This is a genomic window from Nonomuraea sp. NPDC005730, assembly GCF_040630865.1.
Classification (GTDB): Bacteria; Actinomycetota; Actinomycetes; order Streptosporangiales; family Streptosporangiaceae; genus Nonomuraea.
On sequence record NZ_JBEXYK010000082.1, the window covers coordinates 1 to 13,516 of the forward strand.

14 protein-coding genes are annotated in these 13,516 nt (G+C 72.6%); 3 read left to right on the top strand and 11 right to left on the bottom strand.

Going from position 1 to position 13,516, the window contains the following annotated elements; all coding sequences use genetic code 11:
• Nucleotides 1–497: ABC transporter ATP-binding protein (locus tag ABZ444_RS46730; RefSeq protein ID WP_358010763.1), on the bottom strand; the 497-nt coding region annotated here is incomplete at its 3' end.
• Nucleotides 494–1,621 carry a biotin/lipoyl-binding protein gene (locus ABZ444_RS46735; RefSeq protein WP_358010765.1) on the bottom strand — a complete coding sequence of 376 codons (1,128 nt, stop codon included), beginning with the start codon at nucleotides 1,619–1,621 and terminating at the stop codon, nucleotides 494–496. The genes ABZ444_RS46730 and ABZ444_RS46735, both read right to left, overlap by 4 nt.
• A 176-nt stretch (nucleotides 1,622–1,797) precedes the next feature.
• Between ABZ444_RS46735 and ABZ444_RS46740 the strand changes: the two genes are divergently transcribed.
• Nucleotides 1,798–3,747: an efflux RND transporter periplasmic adaptor subunit gene (locus ABZ444_RS46740; protein WP_358010767.1), complete on the top strand. Its 1,950-nt coding sequence runs from the start codon at nucleotides 1,798–1,800 to the stop codon at nucleotides 3,745–3,747.
• An 80-nt stretch (nucleotides 3,748–3,827) separates the two neighbouring features.
• Here ABZ444_RS46740 and ABZ444_RS46745 read toward each other — a convergent pair whose 3' ends face one another.
• The 3 genes from ABZ444_RS46745 to ABZ444_RS46755 form a co-directional block, all read right to left on the bottom strand.
• A complete protein-coding gene (locus ABZ444_RS46745) occupies nucleotides 3,828–5,372 on the bottom strand; it encodes an alkaline phosphatase D family protein (protein WP_358010768.1) in 1,545 nt (514 codons plus the stop codon).
• 106 nt (nucleotides 5,373–5,478) lie between these two features.
• Nucleotides 5,479–6,069 (bottom strand): HAD family phosphatase, encoded by a 591-nt coding sequence (locus tag ABZ444_RS46750; protein ID WP_358010769.1) that lies wholly within the window; start codon nucleotides 6,067–6,069, stop codon nucleotides 5,479–5,481.
• Nucleotides 6,066–6,887: a hypothetical protein gene (locus ABZ444_RS46755; RefSeq protein WP_358010770.1), complete on the bottom strand. Its 822-nt coding sequence runs from the start codon at nucleotides 6,885–6,887 to the stop codon at nucleotides 6,066–6,068. The genes ABZ444_RS46750 and ABZ444_RS46755 overlap by 4 nt, the downstream gene beginning before the upstream one ends.
• Before the next feature lie 155 nt (nucleotides 6,888–7,042).
• Here ABZ444_RS46755 and ABZ444_RS46760 point away from each other — a divergent pair, with 155 nt between their 5' ends.
• On the top strand, nucleotides 7,043–7,309 hold the full coding sequence (locus ABZ444_RS46760) for a helix-turn-helix transcriptional regulator (protein WP_358010771.1): 267 nt from the start codon (nucleotides 7,043–7,045) through the stop codon (nucleotides 7,307–7,309).
• 20 nt (nucleotides 7,310–7,329) lie between these two features.
• On the opposite strand, the gene ABZ444_RS46765 is transcribed toward ABZ444_RS46760, so the two are convergent.
• Nucleotides 7,330–8,109, bottom strand: a complete 780-nt coding sequence (locus ABZ444_RS46765; protein WP_358010773.1) for a hypothetical protein — start codon at nucleotides 8,107–8,109, stop codon at nucleotides 7,330–7,332.
• A 145-nt stretch (nucleotides 8,110–8,254) separates the two neighbouring features.
• On the opposite strand from ABZ444_RS46765, the gene arfB reads away from it, so the two are divergent.
• Complete coding sequence (gene arfB / locus ABZ444_RS46770) at nucleotides 8,255–8,665, top strand: alternative ribosome rescue aminoacyl-tRNA hydrolase ArfB (protein WP_358010774.1); 411 nt, start codon at nucleotides 8,255–8,257, stop codon at nucleotides 8,663–8,665.
• A gap of 24 nt (nucleotides 8,666–8,689) precedes the next feature.
• On the opposite strand, the gene ABZ444_RS46775 is transcribed toward arfB, so the two are convergent.
• The 5 genes from ABZ444_RS46775 to ABZ444_RS46795 all read right to left on the bottom strand — a co-directional run bounded on the left by ABZ444_RS46775 (nucleotide 8,690) and on the right by ABZ444_RS46795 (nucleotide 13,432).
• Nucleotides 8,690–9,223: an NAD(P)H-dependent oxidoreductase gene (locus tag ABZ444_RS46775; RefSeq protein ID WP_357968981.1), complete on the bottom strand. Its 534-nt coding sequence runs from the start codon at nucleotides 9,221–9,223 to the stop codon at nucleotides 8,690–8,692.
• Nucleotides 9,224–9,307: 84 nt separating this feature from the next.
• The gene (locus ABZ444_RS46780; protein WP_358010775.1) at nucleotides 9,308–11,287 is read right to left on the bottom strand and encodes an AarF/UbiB family protein; all 1,980 of its coding nucleotides are present in this window, start codon (nucleotides 11,285–11,287) and stop codon (nucleotides 9,308–9,310) included.
• A 45-nt stretch (nucleotides 11,288–11,332) separates the two neighbouring features.
• Entirely contained in the window at nucleotides 11,333–12,256 is a 924-nt protein-coding gene (locus ABZ444_RS46785) for an acyl-ACP desaturase (protein ID WP_358010776.1), read from the bottom strand.
• Between the two features lie 85 nt (nucleotides 12,257–12,341).
• Nucleotides 12,342–12,524 (bottom strand): hypothetical protein, encoded by a 183-nt coding sequence (locus ABZ444_RS46790; RefSeq protein ID WP_358010777.1) that lies wholly within the window; start codon nucleotides 12,522–12,524, stop codon nucleotides 12,342–12,344.
• Nucleotides 12,525–12,691: 167 nt separating this feature from the next.
• The gene (locus tag ABZ444_RS46795; protein ID WP_358010805.1) at nucleotides 12,692–13,432 is read right to left on the bottom strand and encodes an HAD-IIA family hydrolase; all 741 of its coding nucleotides are present in this window, start codon (nucleotides 13,430–13,432) and stop codon (nucleotides 12,692–12,694) included.
• Nucleotides 13,433–13,516 lie beyond the last annotated feature (84 nt).

Here is a 13,516-nt window from a genome sequence, read left to right on the forward strand (position 1 = left end):
GCCCTGGCCACGGCCACGCGCTGCTGCTGGCCGCCGGAGAGCTGGTTCGGCTCGTGGCGCACGCGGTCGGTCAGCCCGACCTGCTCCAGCGCGGCCAGGGCGCGCGAGCGCCGCTCGGCCGGGCCGACGCCGCCGTACACGAGCGGCAGCTCGACGTTGGCCAGCGCGCTCATGCGCGGGATCAGGTTGAAGGACTGGAAGACGAACCCCACCCTGCGGTTGCGCAGGATCGCGAGCTGGTGCTCGGCCAGCCGTCCCACGTCCGCGCCGTCGATCTGGTACGTGCCGGAGGTGGGCACGTCGAGGCAGCCGAGGATGTTCATCAGGGTGGACTTGCCGGACCCGGAGGCGCCCATGATGGCGACGTAGTCGCCGCGCTCGACGTCCAGGCTGACGCCGCGCAGGGCGTGGACCTTGGCGTCGCCCTCGCCGTACTCCTTGACGAGGTCCTTCACCCGCAGGACCGGGGCCGCCGTCGCGGTGGCGGAGGCCGTCATCGCCCGCCTCCCGGCATGCCGCCGCCGGGGAACCCGCCGCCGAACCCGCCGCGCTGGTCGGTGCTCTGCGTACCGGTCGCCGGAGGCACGAGCTGGTCGCCTTCGGACACCCCCGACCTGATCTCGGTGAGCGCCGTGCCCCGGACGCCGACCTCGACCGGGGTCCTGACCTGGCGGCCGTCCCTGACCAGGGTGACCGTGGTCTGGCCGCCGCTGGTGGAGACCGCGGTGGAGGGGACGGTGACGACGTTCTCCGCCCTGCCGACGACGACCTCGACGGTGGCGGTCTGGCCCAGCCTGACCTTGGCGGGGACCTTGGTGAAGGTGACCGTGACCGGGTACTGGACGACGTTGTTGCTGGTGGAGGCGACCGGCTGGATCTGCGTGACCTTGCCGTCGGCGATCACCCCCGGCAGGGCGTCGAAGGTGACGGTGGCGTTCTGGCCCTGTTCGAGCTTGCCGACGTCGGACTCGGTGAAGGTGCCCACGAGCTGGAGCCGTCCGGTGTCGGCCAGGTCGACGAACCCGCCCGTGCCGGTGTTGTCGCCGCTGCTCTGGGACTGGCCCTGTGACTGGCCCTGTGACTGGCCCTGTGACTGGCCCTGTGACTGGCCCTGTGACTGGCTCTGGCTGCCGCCCGAGCCGGAGGCGGTGCCGCCGACGGATCCGTTCACCGCCGTGACCGTGCCCTTGAACGGGGCCCGCAGGACGGTGGCCGCGACCGTGCGCCCGGCCTCGCGGTAGGCGTTGCGCGCCTTGACGTAGGAGGCGTAGAGCGCGGCCGTGCCGGTGCCCTCGTCGATCGCGCTCTGGTACGTGGCCTTGGCCGCCGACAGGCTCTCCTGCGCGGCGGCGTCGTCGAGCCTGGCCAGGATGTCGCCCTTGTCGACCTTGTCCCCCGCCTTGACGTAGATCCGCTCGACCGTGCCGCCCGTGCCGAACGACAGGGCCCGCGTCCTGGAGCTGGCCACCGCGCCCGACGCGGACACCGACGCGGACACCGAGCCGCGGCTCGCGGTCACCGTGCGCACGGCCGTCTCGCCGGCCGCGCGGTCCGTGCCGAGCTGGACGTAGGCGAGCGTGGCCCCGCCCAGCAGGAGCACGCCCAGCGCTCCGTTGGTCATCAGCGCTCTGCGCCTTGTCGACACCTTCACAGCCGGTGACCCTTGCACACCAGCCTGCGCCACAGCCGTGACGGAGCTGAACGTTCGCTGACAACCCGGGCCTGCGCGGGGTCACACAGCGAACTCTCAGGCTGCTCGCAGGCCGCCGTGAAGCTGGTCGGCCAGGATGGGCGGCCATGAGACCGACTTTCGCGCTGGGCGGGCTCGCCCTGGCCGTGCTCGTCGCCGGGTCGGGCCTGGCACTGGCACTCCGCGACGACGAACCGCCCGCCGTCCGGGTACGGCTCGCCGCCGCCCAGCGGGGCCCGGTCACGGCCCTGGTCAGCGCCGCCGGCAACACCGTGGACGGGGCCCGGCGGGACCTGGCGTTCGGCTCGTCCGGCCCGCTGACCAAGGTGTACGTCAAGGTCGGGACCAAGGTGACCAGAGGCCAGGTGCTGGCCAGGATCGACGGGCGTGGCGCACGCGAGGCGTACGAGGCCGCCAAGGCCGACCTGACCGCCGCCCAAGAAGCCCTCACCACCGCCACCACCGCCCCCTCCAGCACCCCCGCCACTTCCACCGGCGACCCCGGCTCGCCGAACGGCGCCACCTGCCTCACCCCGTCGGCCTCCTCGAGGCCCACCCCGCCGGTCAGCTCGAAGCCCACACCGGCCACCGGCGGCACCCGCCCTGCCACCTCCCCCACCCCGGACGCCGGCGCCGCCTCATCCGGCACCGCCTCGTCCCCAGGCAGCGCCGCCACCCCAGGCAGCGCCGCCACCCCTGGCAGCGCCGCCGTCCCTGGCAGCGCCGCCGTCCCGGGCGCGACGGCAGACTCCGGCACGGCCGTCGGCGGAGGTTCGGCGGGAGAGGGCGTCGTCGGCCCGACCACGCCGCCCCCGACCACGCCGCCCACGACCACGCCGCCCACGACCACTCCGCCCGCCACCGCCACGCCTCCCGACGCCCCCGCCACCAAGGCCGCCAAGGCCGCCACGCCCGCCGCCACGCGGACCTCCGGCGCGTCCCAGGCTCACAGCCGGCCCCCGACCGCGCCCGCCACCCCCAGCGGGCCCCCCTCCCCCGCCCCCACTCACGAACCCCAGCCCACGGTGACGGTCACCGCGACCGCCACGGTGACGGCGACGGTGACCGTGACGGCGACCCCGCCCGGCGGCGGCACCCCTGGAGGCGGCCACACCCCCGCGCCCGGCACACCGTCCACCCCCGGCGAACCGTCCACACCGGGCGGCCCGTCCACCCCCGAGCCGCCCGCCACGGCCAGGCCCTCGACCACCGCGCCCCCGTCCGCGACCGCCGAGCCCACCACCAAGCCCACCGCCAAGGCCACCGCGAAGGCCACCGCCAAGCCGCACGCGACGGCCTCCGCCCGTCCCACCGGCTCCTGCTCCCCCGGCACGACCTCCCGGGACACCACCACCAGGACCGCCACCACCCCCAAGGACGGCGGCACCGCCGCCAGGGGCGGGATCACCGAGGACCAGGCCGCCGCGAACGTGGACCGCGCAGAAGCCGCCCTGGAGGAGGCCGCCGACGCCGTGCGCGCCACCCGCATCGTGGCCCCCACCTCGGGGACCGTCCTGTCGGTGGCGGGCCGGGTCGGCGACACGGCCGGCACCGGCACCTTCATCAGCCTCGGCAACCTGAACGAGCTCCAGGTCCAGGCCATGGTCACCGAGTCCGACGTCAACCGGCTCAAACTCGGCCAGCAGGCCGCCATCACCCTCGCCACCCGCCCCGGCGAGCGCCACGGCGGGACGGTCACCGCGATCGCCCCGACCGCCACCGTCGAGGACCAGCTCGTCCGCTACTCCGTCACCCTGGCCTTCGACGAGCCGCCCACCGGCCTCATGCTCGGTCAGACCGCCACGGTGTCGGTGACCACCGCCGAGGCCAAGGACGCGATCTACGTCCCGGCCGCCGCCGTCCGCAGCGGTTCCGACGGCGCCCAGGTGGTCACCGTACGCTCGGGCGGGCACGACGCCGCGAAGGTGGTCAGCACCGGCGTCCGCGGCGACCAGTACGTCCAGATCACCTCAGGTCTGGACGAACGCGACCAGGTCGTCATGTCCGGCACCACCACCGGCGAGTTCCCCGACGCGACCTGGCCGGACGCCTCCTGACCGCCCCCCGGTTCCCAGCCGGCCCTCAGCCCCCTCCCAGCGAACCTTCAGCCGACGAGGACCGCGACCCCCGTCGTCCCTCAGCCATGGCGGGGCGCGGCCCGGCCGGCGGCCGAGCGGGGCGGTTCGGCCGGGATGGTGAGCCGGTGGGCGGTGCGGGCCCGCGCGCCGCGGCGGGAGATGTAGTCGAGCGTGCGGAAGTCCACCGACAGCTCGTCCCGGGTCAGCCGGGCCATGAGGTAACCGCGCCGCTGGTCGATGTAGGAGATGTGCGGGTTCTCCTGCAGGGCCTCGGCGATCCACGTGCGGTCCCGGTAGCCGTCGCCGTCGCTGGCGATCGACGACGTCACCAGCTCCCTCGCCACCACCGGCGAGTCCGGGTCGTCGAAGTCGGCCTTGAGGTCGGCCAGGTGGTGCATGTGCGCGTCCCCGGTCAGGACGACGGGGTTCGAGGTGGCCGACAACGATCCGAGCAGGCGGGTGCGCTCGGCGGCGTAGCCGTCCCAGGAGTCGAGGTTCACCTCGCGGCCGGGCCCGATCCGGTAGTCGCGCTGGGCCATCAGGATCTGCTGGCCCAGCAGGTTCCACCGGGCGCCGGACCCGCTCAGCCCCTCTTCCAGCCACCGCCACTGGGCGGACCCGAGCAGCGTGCGCCGGTCGGACAGCCGTTCGTCGCAGCCGGCCCGCACCCCGTCCAGGCATGCCTGGTCGTCGCGGAACTGGCGGGTGTCCAGCAGGTGGAAGCGGGCCAGCGTCCCCCAGGAGACGCGCCGGTTGATGCGCAGCACCGCCCCCTGGAGGCTGGCGCGGCGCAGCGGCATGTTCTCGTAGTACGCGCGGAAGGCGTCGGCGCGGCGGCGGGCGAAGCCGGGCGCGCCGGTGCTGGAGACGGGGCCGGCCCAGTTGTTCTCCACCTCGTGGTCGTCGAAGGCCACCAGCCAGGGCGCGACCGCGTGCGCGGCCTGGAGGTCGTGGTCGCTCTTGTACTGGGCGTGCCGCAGCCGGTAGTCGGCGAGGGTGGCGCACTTGCCCGGCGTGTGCGTGCGCACCCGTCCGGCCAGGGCGGTGTAGCCGCTGGGGCCGTACTCGTACATGTAGTCGCCGAGGAAGACGACCAGGTCGGGCTCCTGCTCGGCCAGGCGGCGGTAGGCGGTGTAGTAGCCGTGCTCGTAGTGCGCGCAGGCGGCCACGGCGAAGGTGAGCGGGCTGTCCCCGGCGGGCGTCGTCCGGGTGCGGGCGGCGGGCGAGAGCCTGCCCTGGCTCCTGAACCGGTAGAAGTAGTCGCGGCCGGGCTCCAGCCCGTCCAGCTCGACGTGCACGCTGTGGGCGTCGCGCGGCCGGGCGGTCGCGGTGCCCGACCGCACGACCGAGGAGAACCGTTCGTCGGTGGCGACCTGCCAGTCGACCTCGACGTCGCGCGCGGGCATGCCGCCGCGGCCGTCGCCGCTGAGGGGGTCGACGGCCAGCCGGGTCCACAGGACGAAGCCGTCGGCGGACGGGTCGCCGGAGGCCACGCCGAGGGTGAACGGGTCGGATCTGAGTGTCGTGGCGGAGGCGGGCGAGGTGACGGCGCGGGGCGTGACGAGGCCGGCTGCCGCCGCGGTCAGGAACGTTCTGCGGTCCACGCTCCAGGTATGTCCGCCCGCGCTGACCCCGCCGTGGCCCCGTCATGACAGCGGAGTCAAGCGTGGGTGAACAGCGCCGGTCGCCCGGCGCGAGGTCGGCGGGAGGTCAGCGGGGCAGCTCGCGCAGGGACTTGCGGAGCGCGGCGGCGCTGGTGAACAGCACGCCGGTCATGCCCGCGCGCTCGGCGCCCTCGACGTTCTCGGCGCGGTCGTCGATGAAGACGATCTCGGACGGGTCGGCGGCCAGCTCGCGGGATACCTCGTCGAAGATCTCCCGGTCGGGTTTGACCAGGCCCATCCTGCCGCTGTAGAAGCGGTGGCCGATGGCGGCGATCCAGGGCAGCTCGTCGAGGCCGTCGGCGATGCAGACGGGCGCGTTGGACAGCAGCGCGACGCCGTCGCCCGCGTCGAGGATCTCACCGAGGACGGCGATCGTGCCCTCGTCGGGGTAGGCCCAGCTCGCGACGTCCATGGCCACCAGGCGGGCGACCTCGGACGGGGTGACGGACCGGCCCAGCACGGCCGCCCAGTAGTCGACGGGGCTCAGGCTCGCCCGGTCGAACTCCAGGCGGTGCTCCCAGTAGCGGCGCAGGAACGCCTCGGGCTCCGCGCCGACGGCCCGCGCCATGGCCTCGGCGTCGGCCGCGGGCTGGGGCAGGGACAGGACATTGCCGTAGTCGAACACAATCCACGTCATGCAAGGAATGGTCGCAGATGCGGGTCGAGCGCCGGGCAACCCAGGTATTTCTCGGCCGTGTGGAAGTCGATCCAGTCGAGGTTGACCAGCTCCTCGACGTCCACGCCGGTGAAGCTGGCGCGCAGCGCGGGCGGGATGGCGGCGATGTCGTCCTTGTCGGCGATGTTCACCCAGCGGGCGACGTTCTTGGGGCGTTCGCCGAGGCCGTTGACGGGGGCGGGCAGGAGGCGTTCGAAGACGACGTTGCGCATGCCGAGCGGGCTGCCGAGCGTCAGGAGCAGGTCGACGGGCAGGTCGGGGTTGGCCCACAGGGCCTCGTAGGCCACGACGCTGCCGAGCGAGTGGGCGATCACCACGCGTGGCCGGTTCCTGCGGATGGCGTCGGCCACGGTCTGCCGGCATCGCTCGCGCCGCTCCTGGTCGGTGAGGTAGACCGCGACCTCGGGCGCGAACAGCTTGGCGAACGCCGCCGACCTGCTGTCGAGCTTGCCGAGCAGCCATCCGGTGAACGACTTGAGCGCCCCGGTGACGTGCTCGCCGAGCCCGAGGTCCCGCGCCCATTCGACGAGCACCTGCTGCGTGGCGGCCTCGACGCGGGCCGCCGCCTGCGGGGAGCTCTCCCCGGGCTTGGGGTCGCGCAGCAGGTGGGAGAAGTAGGCGACCTCGCTGAAGTAGGCGGCCGTCTCACCGCCGAGCGCCGCGTGCAGGTAGCGGTCCCACTTCAGCCGCATGGCCGCGGCTGCCGCGGTGGCCGACCCTCCGGCCTCCAGGTAGTAGTTGTACTTGCCGATCCCGTGCACGCCCACGATGGCCGTCACAGCGCCTCCCCCTGACCGCTCGATCTTTCCGCGGATATTGGCATACGCCGCCCGTCCTCGCCCGTCAAGAGCCGCCCGAGTTTAGGCTTGCCTAAAGGTTTAGGTAGAGCTAAAGTGGAGGCACGAGGACGGACAGCGTCGAGAGCGAGACCGAGATGGCCTTTCGCCGGAACACCCGTGACGAGGTGGGCGGTCTCGCCCAGCAGGTCGTCGACGAGATCACGTGGTACATGCGGGAGCACAAGATCACCCGCGCCGATCTGGCCACGTCGCTGGGCGTCTCGCCCGGCCGGGTGAGCCAGATACTCTCCGGCGACGAGAATCTCACGTTGCGCACGCTCGGATCGGTCGTCGACGCGCTCGGAGCCCGCCTGGAGCTCACGCTCGGCGACGCCGAGGACTCCCCCGCCGCCCTGACCTGAGCGCCGGCCGCCACTCCCGGTCAGCGGGCGCGGGCGATGTGCTCGCCGCCGCGGGCCCGTGACGGCGGCACGTACCCCTGGAGCGAGCGGTAACCGGCCCGGTAGGCCGCGGCCAGCAGGCGCAGCACGTCGTTCTCCGCGTCGTGCCGCAGCACGCCGTGCAGCCGGTCGAGGTTGCCGAGGTAGCGCTCGTACCTGGGGATCCTGGTGTGGCGGGAGAGGGTGAGCGCGGTGGCCACCTTCGAGCGGGCGGCGCCGTCCTCGATCAGGGCGGCCACGTCCAGCCTGCGTTCGACGGCGTCCAGGCGGGCGTGCACCCGTTCGCGCCGCCGGTCGTCGGCCGACAGGCGGTCGCGGATGCGCTCGTGGTAGCGGGCCGCGGCCAGGCTCAGCTCATAGACGTTCCAGGACGGGTCCACCCGCTTCTCGCACCAGACGCGCTCGTCCTCGGCCATCGCCTGGTCGAGCCGGGCCAGCAGCGACACCAGCCAGAACGTGGCCGCCTCCCGGGCCAGCGAGCGCCGCTCGTCCTGCCTGGCGCGCATCTGGCCGAGCCACAGGCCGCTCGGCGCGACCGCGCCCAGGACGGTGGCCAGCGAGTCGCTCAGCAGCGCGTGCCCGGCCAGCGCGACGCCGGCGGACAGGCCGCCGGTGAGCAGGCTGACGGCGACCGCGAGCCGCCGCCCCGCGGGCCCGAAGGGCCGCCCCTTCCCCTGGCACCTCAGCAGTAGGAAGACGACGGCGGAGACCACGGCGAGTCCAACGGTCAGCGCCGCCTGAGCGACCCACTTCGGGTCCATGGAATTAGCCCTTCCCGCGAAATGTTCTCTCCATATTCGCAGCGCGGACAGTCATTGAAAATGCCGTTGCGGACGGCATATGTCGCTCATATACGGTGACACTCATCTGAGCAAGGCGCATTCATCCGGAACAGGAGCTCCCACCATGCCCGGCCCGCTGGTCGTCAACGACTCGATCGTCCTCCCCGACGCCGAGCTCGTCTGGCGTTTCTCCCGTTCCTCAGGTCCGGGCGGCCAGGGCGTCAACACCACCGACAGCCGGGTGGAGCTGATCTTCGACGTGGCCGCGAGCACCGCGATCCCGCCCGCGCTCAAGGCCCGCGCGCTCGACCGCCTGGGCGCCACCACGATCACCGTCGTGGCCTCGGAGTACCGGTCCCAGCTGCGCAACAGGGAGGCCGCCGGTCACCGGCTGGCCCAGCGCCTCAGGGAGGCCGTCGCGCCGCCGCCCAAGCGCCGGCGGGCGACCAAGCCCAGCCGGGGCGCCGTCGAGCGCCGCATCGCGGGCAAGAAGCACCGTTCCGACGTCAAGCGCCTGCGCCGCGACCCCCACTGAGCCCGCTCCGGCAGCACGCCTGGATCAGAGCGAGAACGCCGGCTCCCTGACCCCCGCCGGGCAGAGCTGCCCGATCACCGCGCGCACCTGGCCGCGCAGCACGGGGTCGGTGAGGTGGCCGTCGTCGTCGAAGTGCGGGCAGGCCGGCGAGATGACCAGCTCGGCGCCCATCACGACCGCGTCCGCGCCCTGGAGCTGCTTGTAGAGCTCCGCCTGCGCCCACATCGCGCCGCACGCCCGCGCGCTGGCGCTCATCACCGCCACGTGCTTGCCGGACAGCACGTCGCCGGCCGAGAGCCACTCCAGCGTGTACGTCAGCTCCAGCGGCAGCAGGCTGTGCTCGGGAGCCGTCAGCAGCACCGCGTCCGCCCCGGCGACCAGCCCGAGCAGTTCCCTGGCCGCCACCGGCACCTTGCCCGGCTGGTACGGCGGGACGTCGCCCATCCCCGTCCAGATCTCGAACCGTACGCCCTCCGGCAGTTCGCCGCCCGCTGCGTCCAGCAATCTGTTGATGAAAGACCCCGCGTGGAGACTGGCGGCGATCCCGATGATTTTCACCTACTGCTCCCCAGGCGTTCCGGTGTCACCTGGAAACTTCCCGATGCCTCGGATGTCCAAGACCAGCCCGAGGTCAAAAACAGCTCAGTCTTCGCCTCGGCGCCGGTGACGCTCCTGGTCAGGCGGGCGACGGAAGATCAGCGCGAGCACCCGCAGCACCATGATCGAGGCGATCACCAGCAGGTTGTAGCCGAGGAGCTGGTACAGGCTCGTGGTGCCGACCACGACGGGCCCGCCCTCGATGCCGAGCAGCAGCACCGCCATGAGCCCGGCGGTGGCGCCGAGCACGGTGAGCAGCACCTGGTGGACCAGCCCGGTGACGTAGCGGCGGTCGCGGTCGTCGGCCAGCAGCCGGACGTTCAGGCTGAACCTGCCGTGCTCGGCGGCGCTGGCGATGCGCTCGACCCGGCGGGGCAGGCGGCGCAGCATCGGCAGCAGCGCGGCCAGCTCCTGGCCCACGGCCTCCTTGACGGACTCGGGCCCGGCCCGCTCGGCCAGGTAGCGGCCGGCGAACGCGCGGGCCTCGCCGATCAGGTTGAAGCCGGGCGACAGGCGCACGAGCGTGCCCTCCAGCGTGGCCAGAGCCCGGAAGACGGCGGCCACCTCGGGCGGGATGGACAACCCGTACTCCGAGACGATCTTGAACAGGTCGGTGAACATCTGCACGCTGTCCATGCCGGGCCCGAGGTGCCTGGCCATGAACTGGCCGAGCGCCCGCTCCAGCGCGGCCTCGTCGATCTCCTCCGGCCGCGGGACGACCTCCAGCAGCGCGTCGGTGACGCCGAGCGGGTCCTGCCGGTTCATGGCGAGCAGGAAGCGCTGCAAGGCCGACCGGACGGAGGCGTCCAGGCGGCCGACCGAGCCGAAGTCGAGCAGGCCGAGCGTGCCGTCGTCGAGCAGCATGAGGTTGCCCGGATGGGGGTCGGCGTGGAAGACGCCCTCGACGAGGATCTGCCTGAGCAGGCAGTCGAGCAGGTCGCGGGCCAGCGCGGGCCCCTGGCCGGGGGCGGCCGCGGTGACCGGCCCGCCCGACAGGCGCCGCATGACCAGCACCTGCTCGGTGCAGAGGGCGGGGAACGGCTCGGGGTAGGTGACGCCGCCGCTGCCGGAGGCGGCCACGGCGGCCATGTTGGCGGCCTCGACGCGGAAGTCCAGCTCCTCGCGGATGGCGACGGCGAACCCCTCGGCCAGGTCGCGCAGCCCCAGCGAACGTCCCCACCGGGTCCTGGACTCCAGCGTGGCGGCCAGCCGGCGGACGATGTCGAGATCCTGGGCCACCACGCCCTCGATGCCCGGCCTGCGCACCTTGACCACGACGTCCTCGCCGGTGTGCAGGCGGGCGGTGTGGGCCTGGCCGATGGAGGCGGCGGCCAGCGGCGTACGGTCGAAGGCGGCGAACACCTCCTCGACCGGCCCGCCCAGCTCGGCCACGAGCACCGGCTCGACGCGCTCCCACGGCGCGGGGGCGACGTGGTCCTGCAGGCGGCCCAGCTCGTCGATGAACTCGGCCGGCAGCAGGTCACGCCGGGTGGACAACACCTGGCCGAGCTTGACGAAGGTGACGCCGCCGTCGTCGAGCGCCTGGCGCAGCGACCTGGCCAGGCGCACCTTGCCCGACCTGTCCTCCAGGCTCTCGCCGCGGCCCCGCAGGTAGGGGCCGAGGCCGTGCCGGAAGGCGATCCTGGTGATCTGCGAGTAGCGCCGGGCCCGGCGGATCCGGCCGCGCAGCGAGCGCAGCACCTCCAGCGGCCCCGGCACCGAGCCCGGCGGAACCAGCGCCTCGGCGAGCACCAGGATCACCATGGGGATGAGCACCATGCACATGGCGATCAGGAGCAGCAGCCCGAGCGCGCCCGCGTCGGGTGTGGTCTCCGGGTCGACCGGCCCGAACGAGGCGATCACCGGCGTCAGCATCGGCTGGGCCAGGCCCCAGGCCACCATCGCGGCCAGGAAGGTACGTAACGCGCCGAACCTGACCCCGAGCAGGCGTTGGGCCGCCGTCGCCAGCAACAGGATCATCACCAGGATGGCGAGCGAGACGAACAGCGTGCCCAGGAACTCCATGAGGAGGGATCATCCCACGGCCGCGCGGGTGGCGGCGGCCGGGCGTCAGCCCCTGGCGGCGGCGCGGGCGCGGCGCTCGTCGCGGCGCTCGACGAACCGGGCCGCGGTCACCTCGGTCCTGGCCAGGAACGCCGACAGCTCCTCGCGGGCCTGCTCGCCCTCGGCGTCGAGCCCGGTCTGGTCGAAGACCGCCCACTGGCGCAGCACCGGCATGAGCACGTCGTCGAGGTGCAGGCGCAGGTCGTAGATGCCCTCGTGGGCGATGATCATGGCCTTGCGGGCGAAGCCCTCCATGCCCGTGCCGGGCATCTGGAAGGTGGTGACGACGTCGGTCACCGCGCGCATGGTCTGGTTGGGGTCGAGCTCGAAGGCCGCCTTGAGCAGGTTGCGGTAGAAGAGCATGTGCAGGTTCTCGTCGGCGGCGATGCGGGCGAGCAGGCGCTCGCAGCCCTCGTCGCCGGAGGCCCTGCCGGTGTTGCGGTGGGAGATGCGGGTGGCCAGCTCCTGGAAGGAGACGTAGGCGAGCTGCTGGAGCATGGTGTCGTACTCGCTGACGAAGCCCTGCTCCATGTGGTGCATGCGGGCCCGCTCCAGCGCGACCGGGTCGACCGCGCGGGTGACGGTGAGGTAGTCGCGCAGGGCGGTGCCGTGCCGGTCCTCCTCGGCGGTCCAGCGGTGGACCCACGTGCCCCACGCGCCGTCACGGCCGAAGGTGGTGGCGATCTCGTGGTGGTAGCTGGGCAGGTTGTCCTCGGTGAGCAGATTGACGATCAGCGAGATGCGGGCGGCCTCGGGGATCTTCGAGTCGCCCTCCTGCCACGCCTGGCCGCCGTAGATGCCGTCGAAGTCACGCCCTTCGCTCCACGGGATGTACTCGTGCGGGAACCACTCCTTGGCCATCGAGTTGTGGCGATCGAGCTCCACGCCCACGACGGGTTCGAGCTCGTGCAGCAGTTCCGTCTGAGACATCGCCATAAAGATCTTCTCCTTCAGGTTACGGGACCGTAGGTTAGGCTACCCGAAGGCCATGTGATGCGGTGTCGACCTCGTTGTCCTAAATGCCGGCGCGTTGCAACAGCCGGTCCAGTTTGATGTTGAGGTCGAGGATCTCCGAGCGCAGCGAGTTGAACTCCTCGGCCATCGCCGTCCTGACGAACCGCAGTTCCTCGGTCACCTCGACGCGCAGCGCCGCCAGCTCCGCCTCCGCGCCCCGCTCCCCCGGCTCCTCACACCACACGGTCGCCTCCTCGCATTCGGTAAGTCACCTTCCGCCACCAAGGATCGCAGCCGGACGCCGGCCGCGCCGCCGGACCGCGGGCGCCGGGAGTGGTTTTCTACTCCCGGGCCACGATCCTTCGCGCCCCGGAAGAAGACTTGTCATCCCGGGTGGGCGGCCCGCCGGGCTCAGATCAGGTCGACGAGGTCGGCGACCGAGTCGACGACCAGGGAGGGACGGTAGGGGAAGCGGTCGATCTGGTCGCGCTGGGTGACGCCGGTCAGCACCAGGATCGTGAACAGCCCCGCCTCCATGCCGGAGACGATGTCGGTGTCCATGCGGTCGCCGATCATGGCGGTGGTCTCGCTGTGGCCTTCGATGGCGTTGAGCGCGCTGCGCATCATGCGGGGGTTGGGCTTGCCCACGAAGTACGGCTCGACGCCGGAGGCCTTGGTGATCATCGCGGCCACCGCGCCGCAGGCCGGCAGCGAGCCCTCGGTGGAGGGGCCGATCGGGTCGGGGTTGGTGGCGATGAAGCGGGCCCCCGCCTCGATGAGCCGGATCGCGCGGGTGATCTGGGTGAAGCTGTAGGTGCGGGTCTCGCCGAGCACGACGTAGTCGGGGTCGAGGTCGGTCAGGACGTAGCCGACCTCGTGCAGGGCCGTGGTGAGGCCGGCCTCGCCGATCACGTACGCCGACCCGCCGGGGCGCTGGTCGTCGAGGAACTGGGCGGTGGCCAGGGCGGAGGTCCAGATGGACTCGGCGGGCACGTCGAGACCGGCGCCGGCCAGGCGCACGGACAGGTCGCGCTGGGTGTAGATGGAGTTGTTGGTCAGGACCCGGAACTTCTTGTCGGACTCCTTGAGCCGTTTGATGAATTCGTCCGCACCGGGGATCGGCCGCCCCTCGTGGACGAGGACGCCGTCCATGTCGGACAACCAGGAGTCGATCCGCTTACGCTGAGTCACCCGTTCATGGTATCGAGCGTGCCTTGTCGACTTCTCGCCGCACAC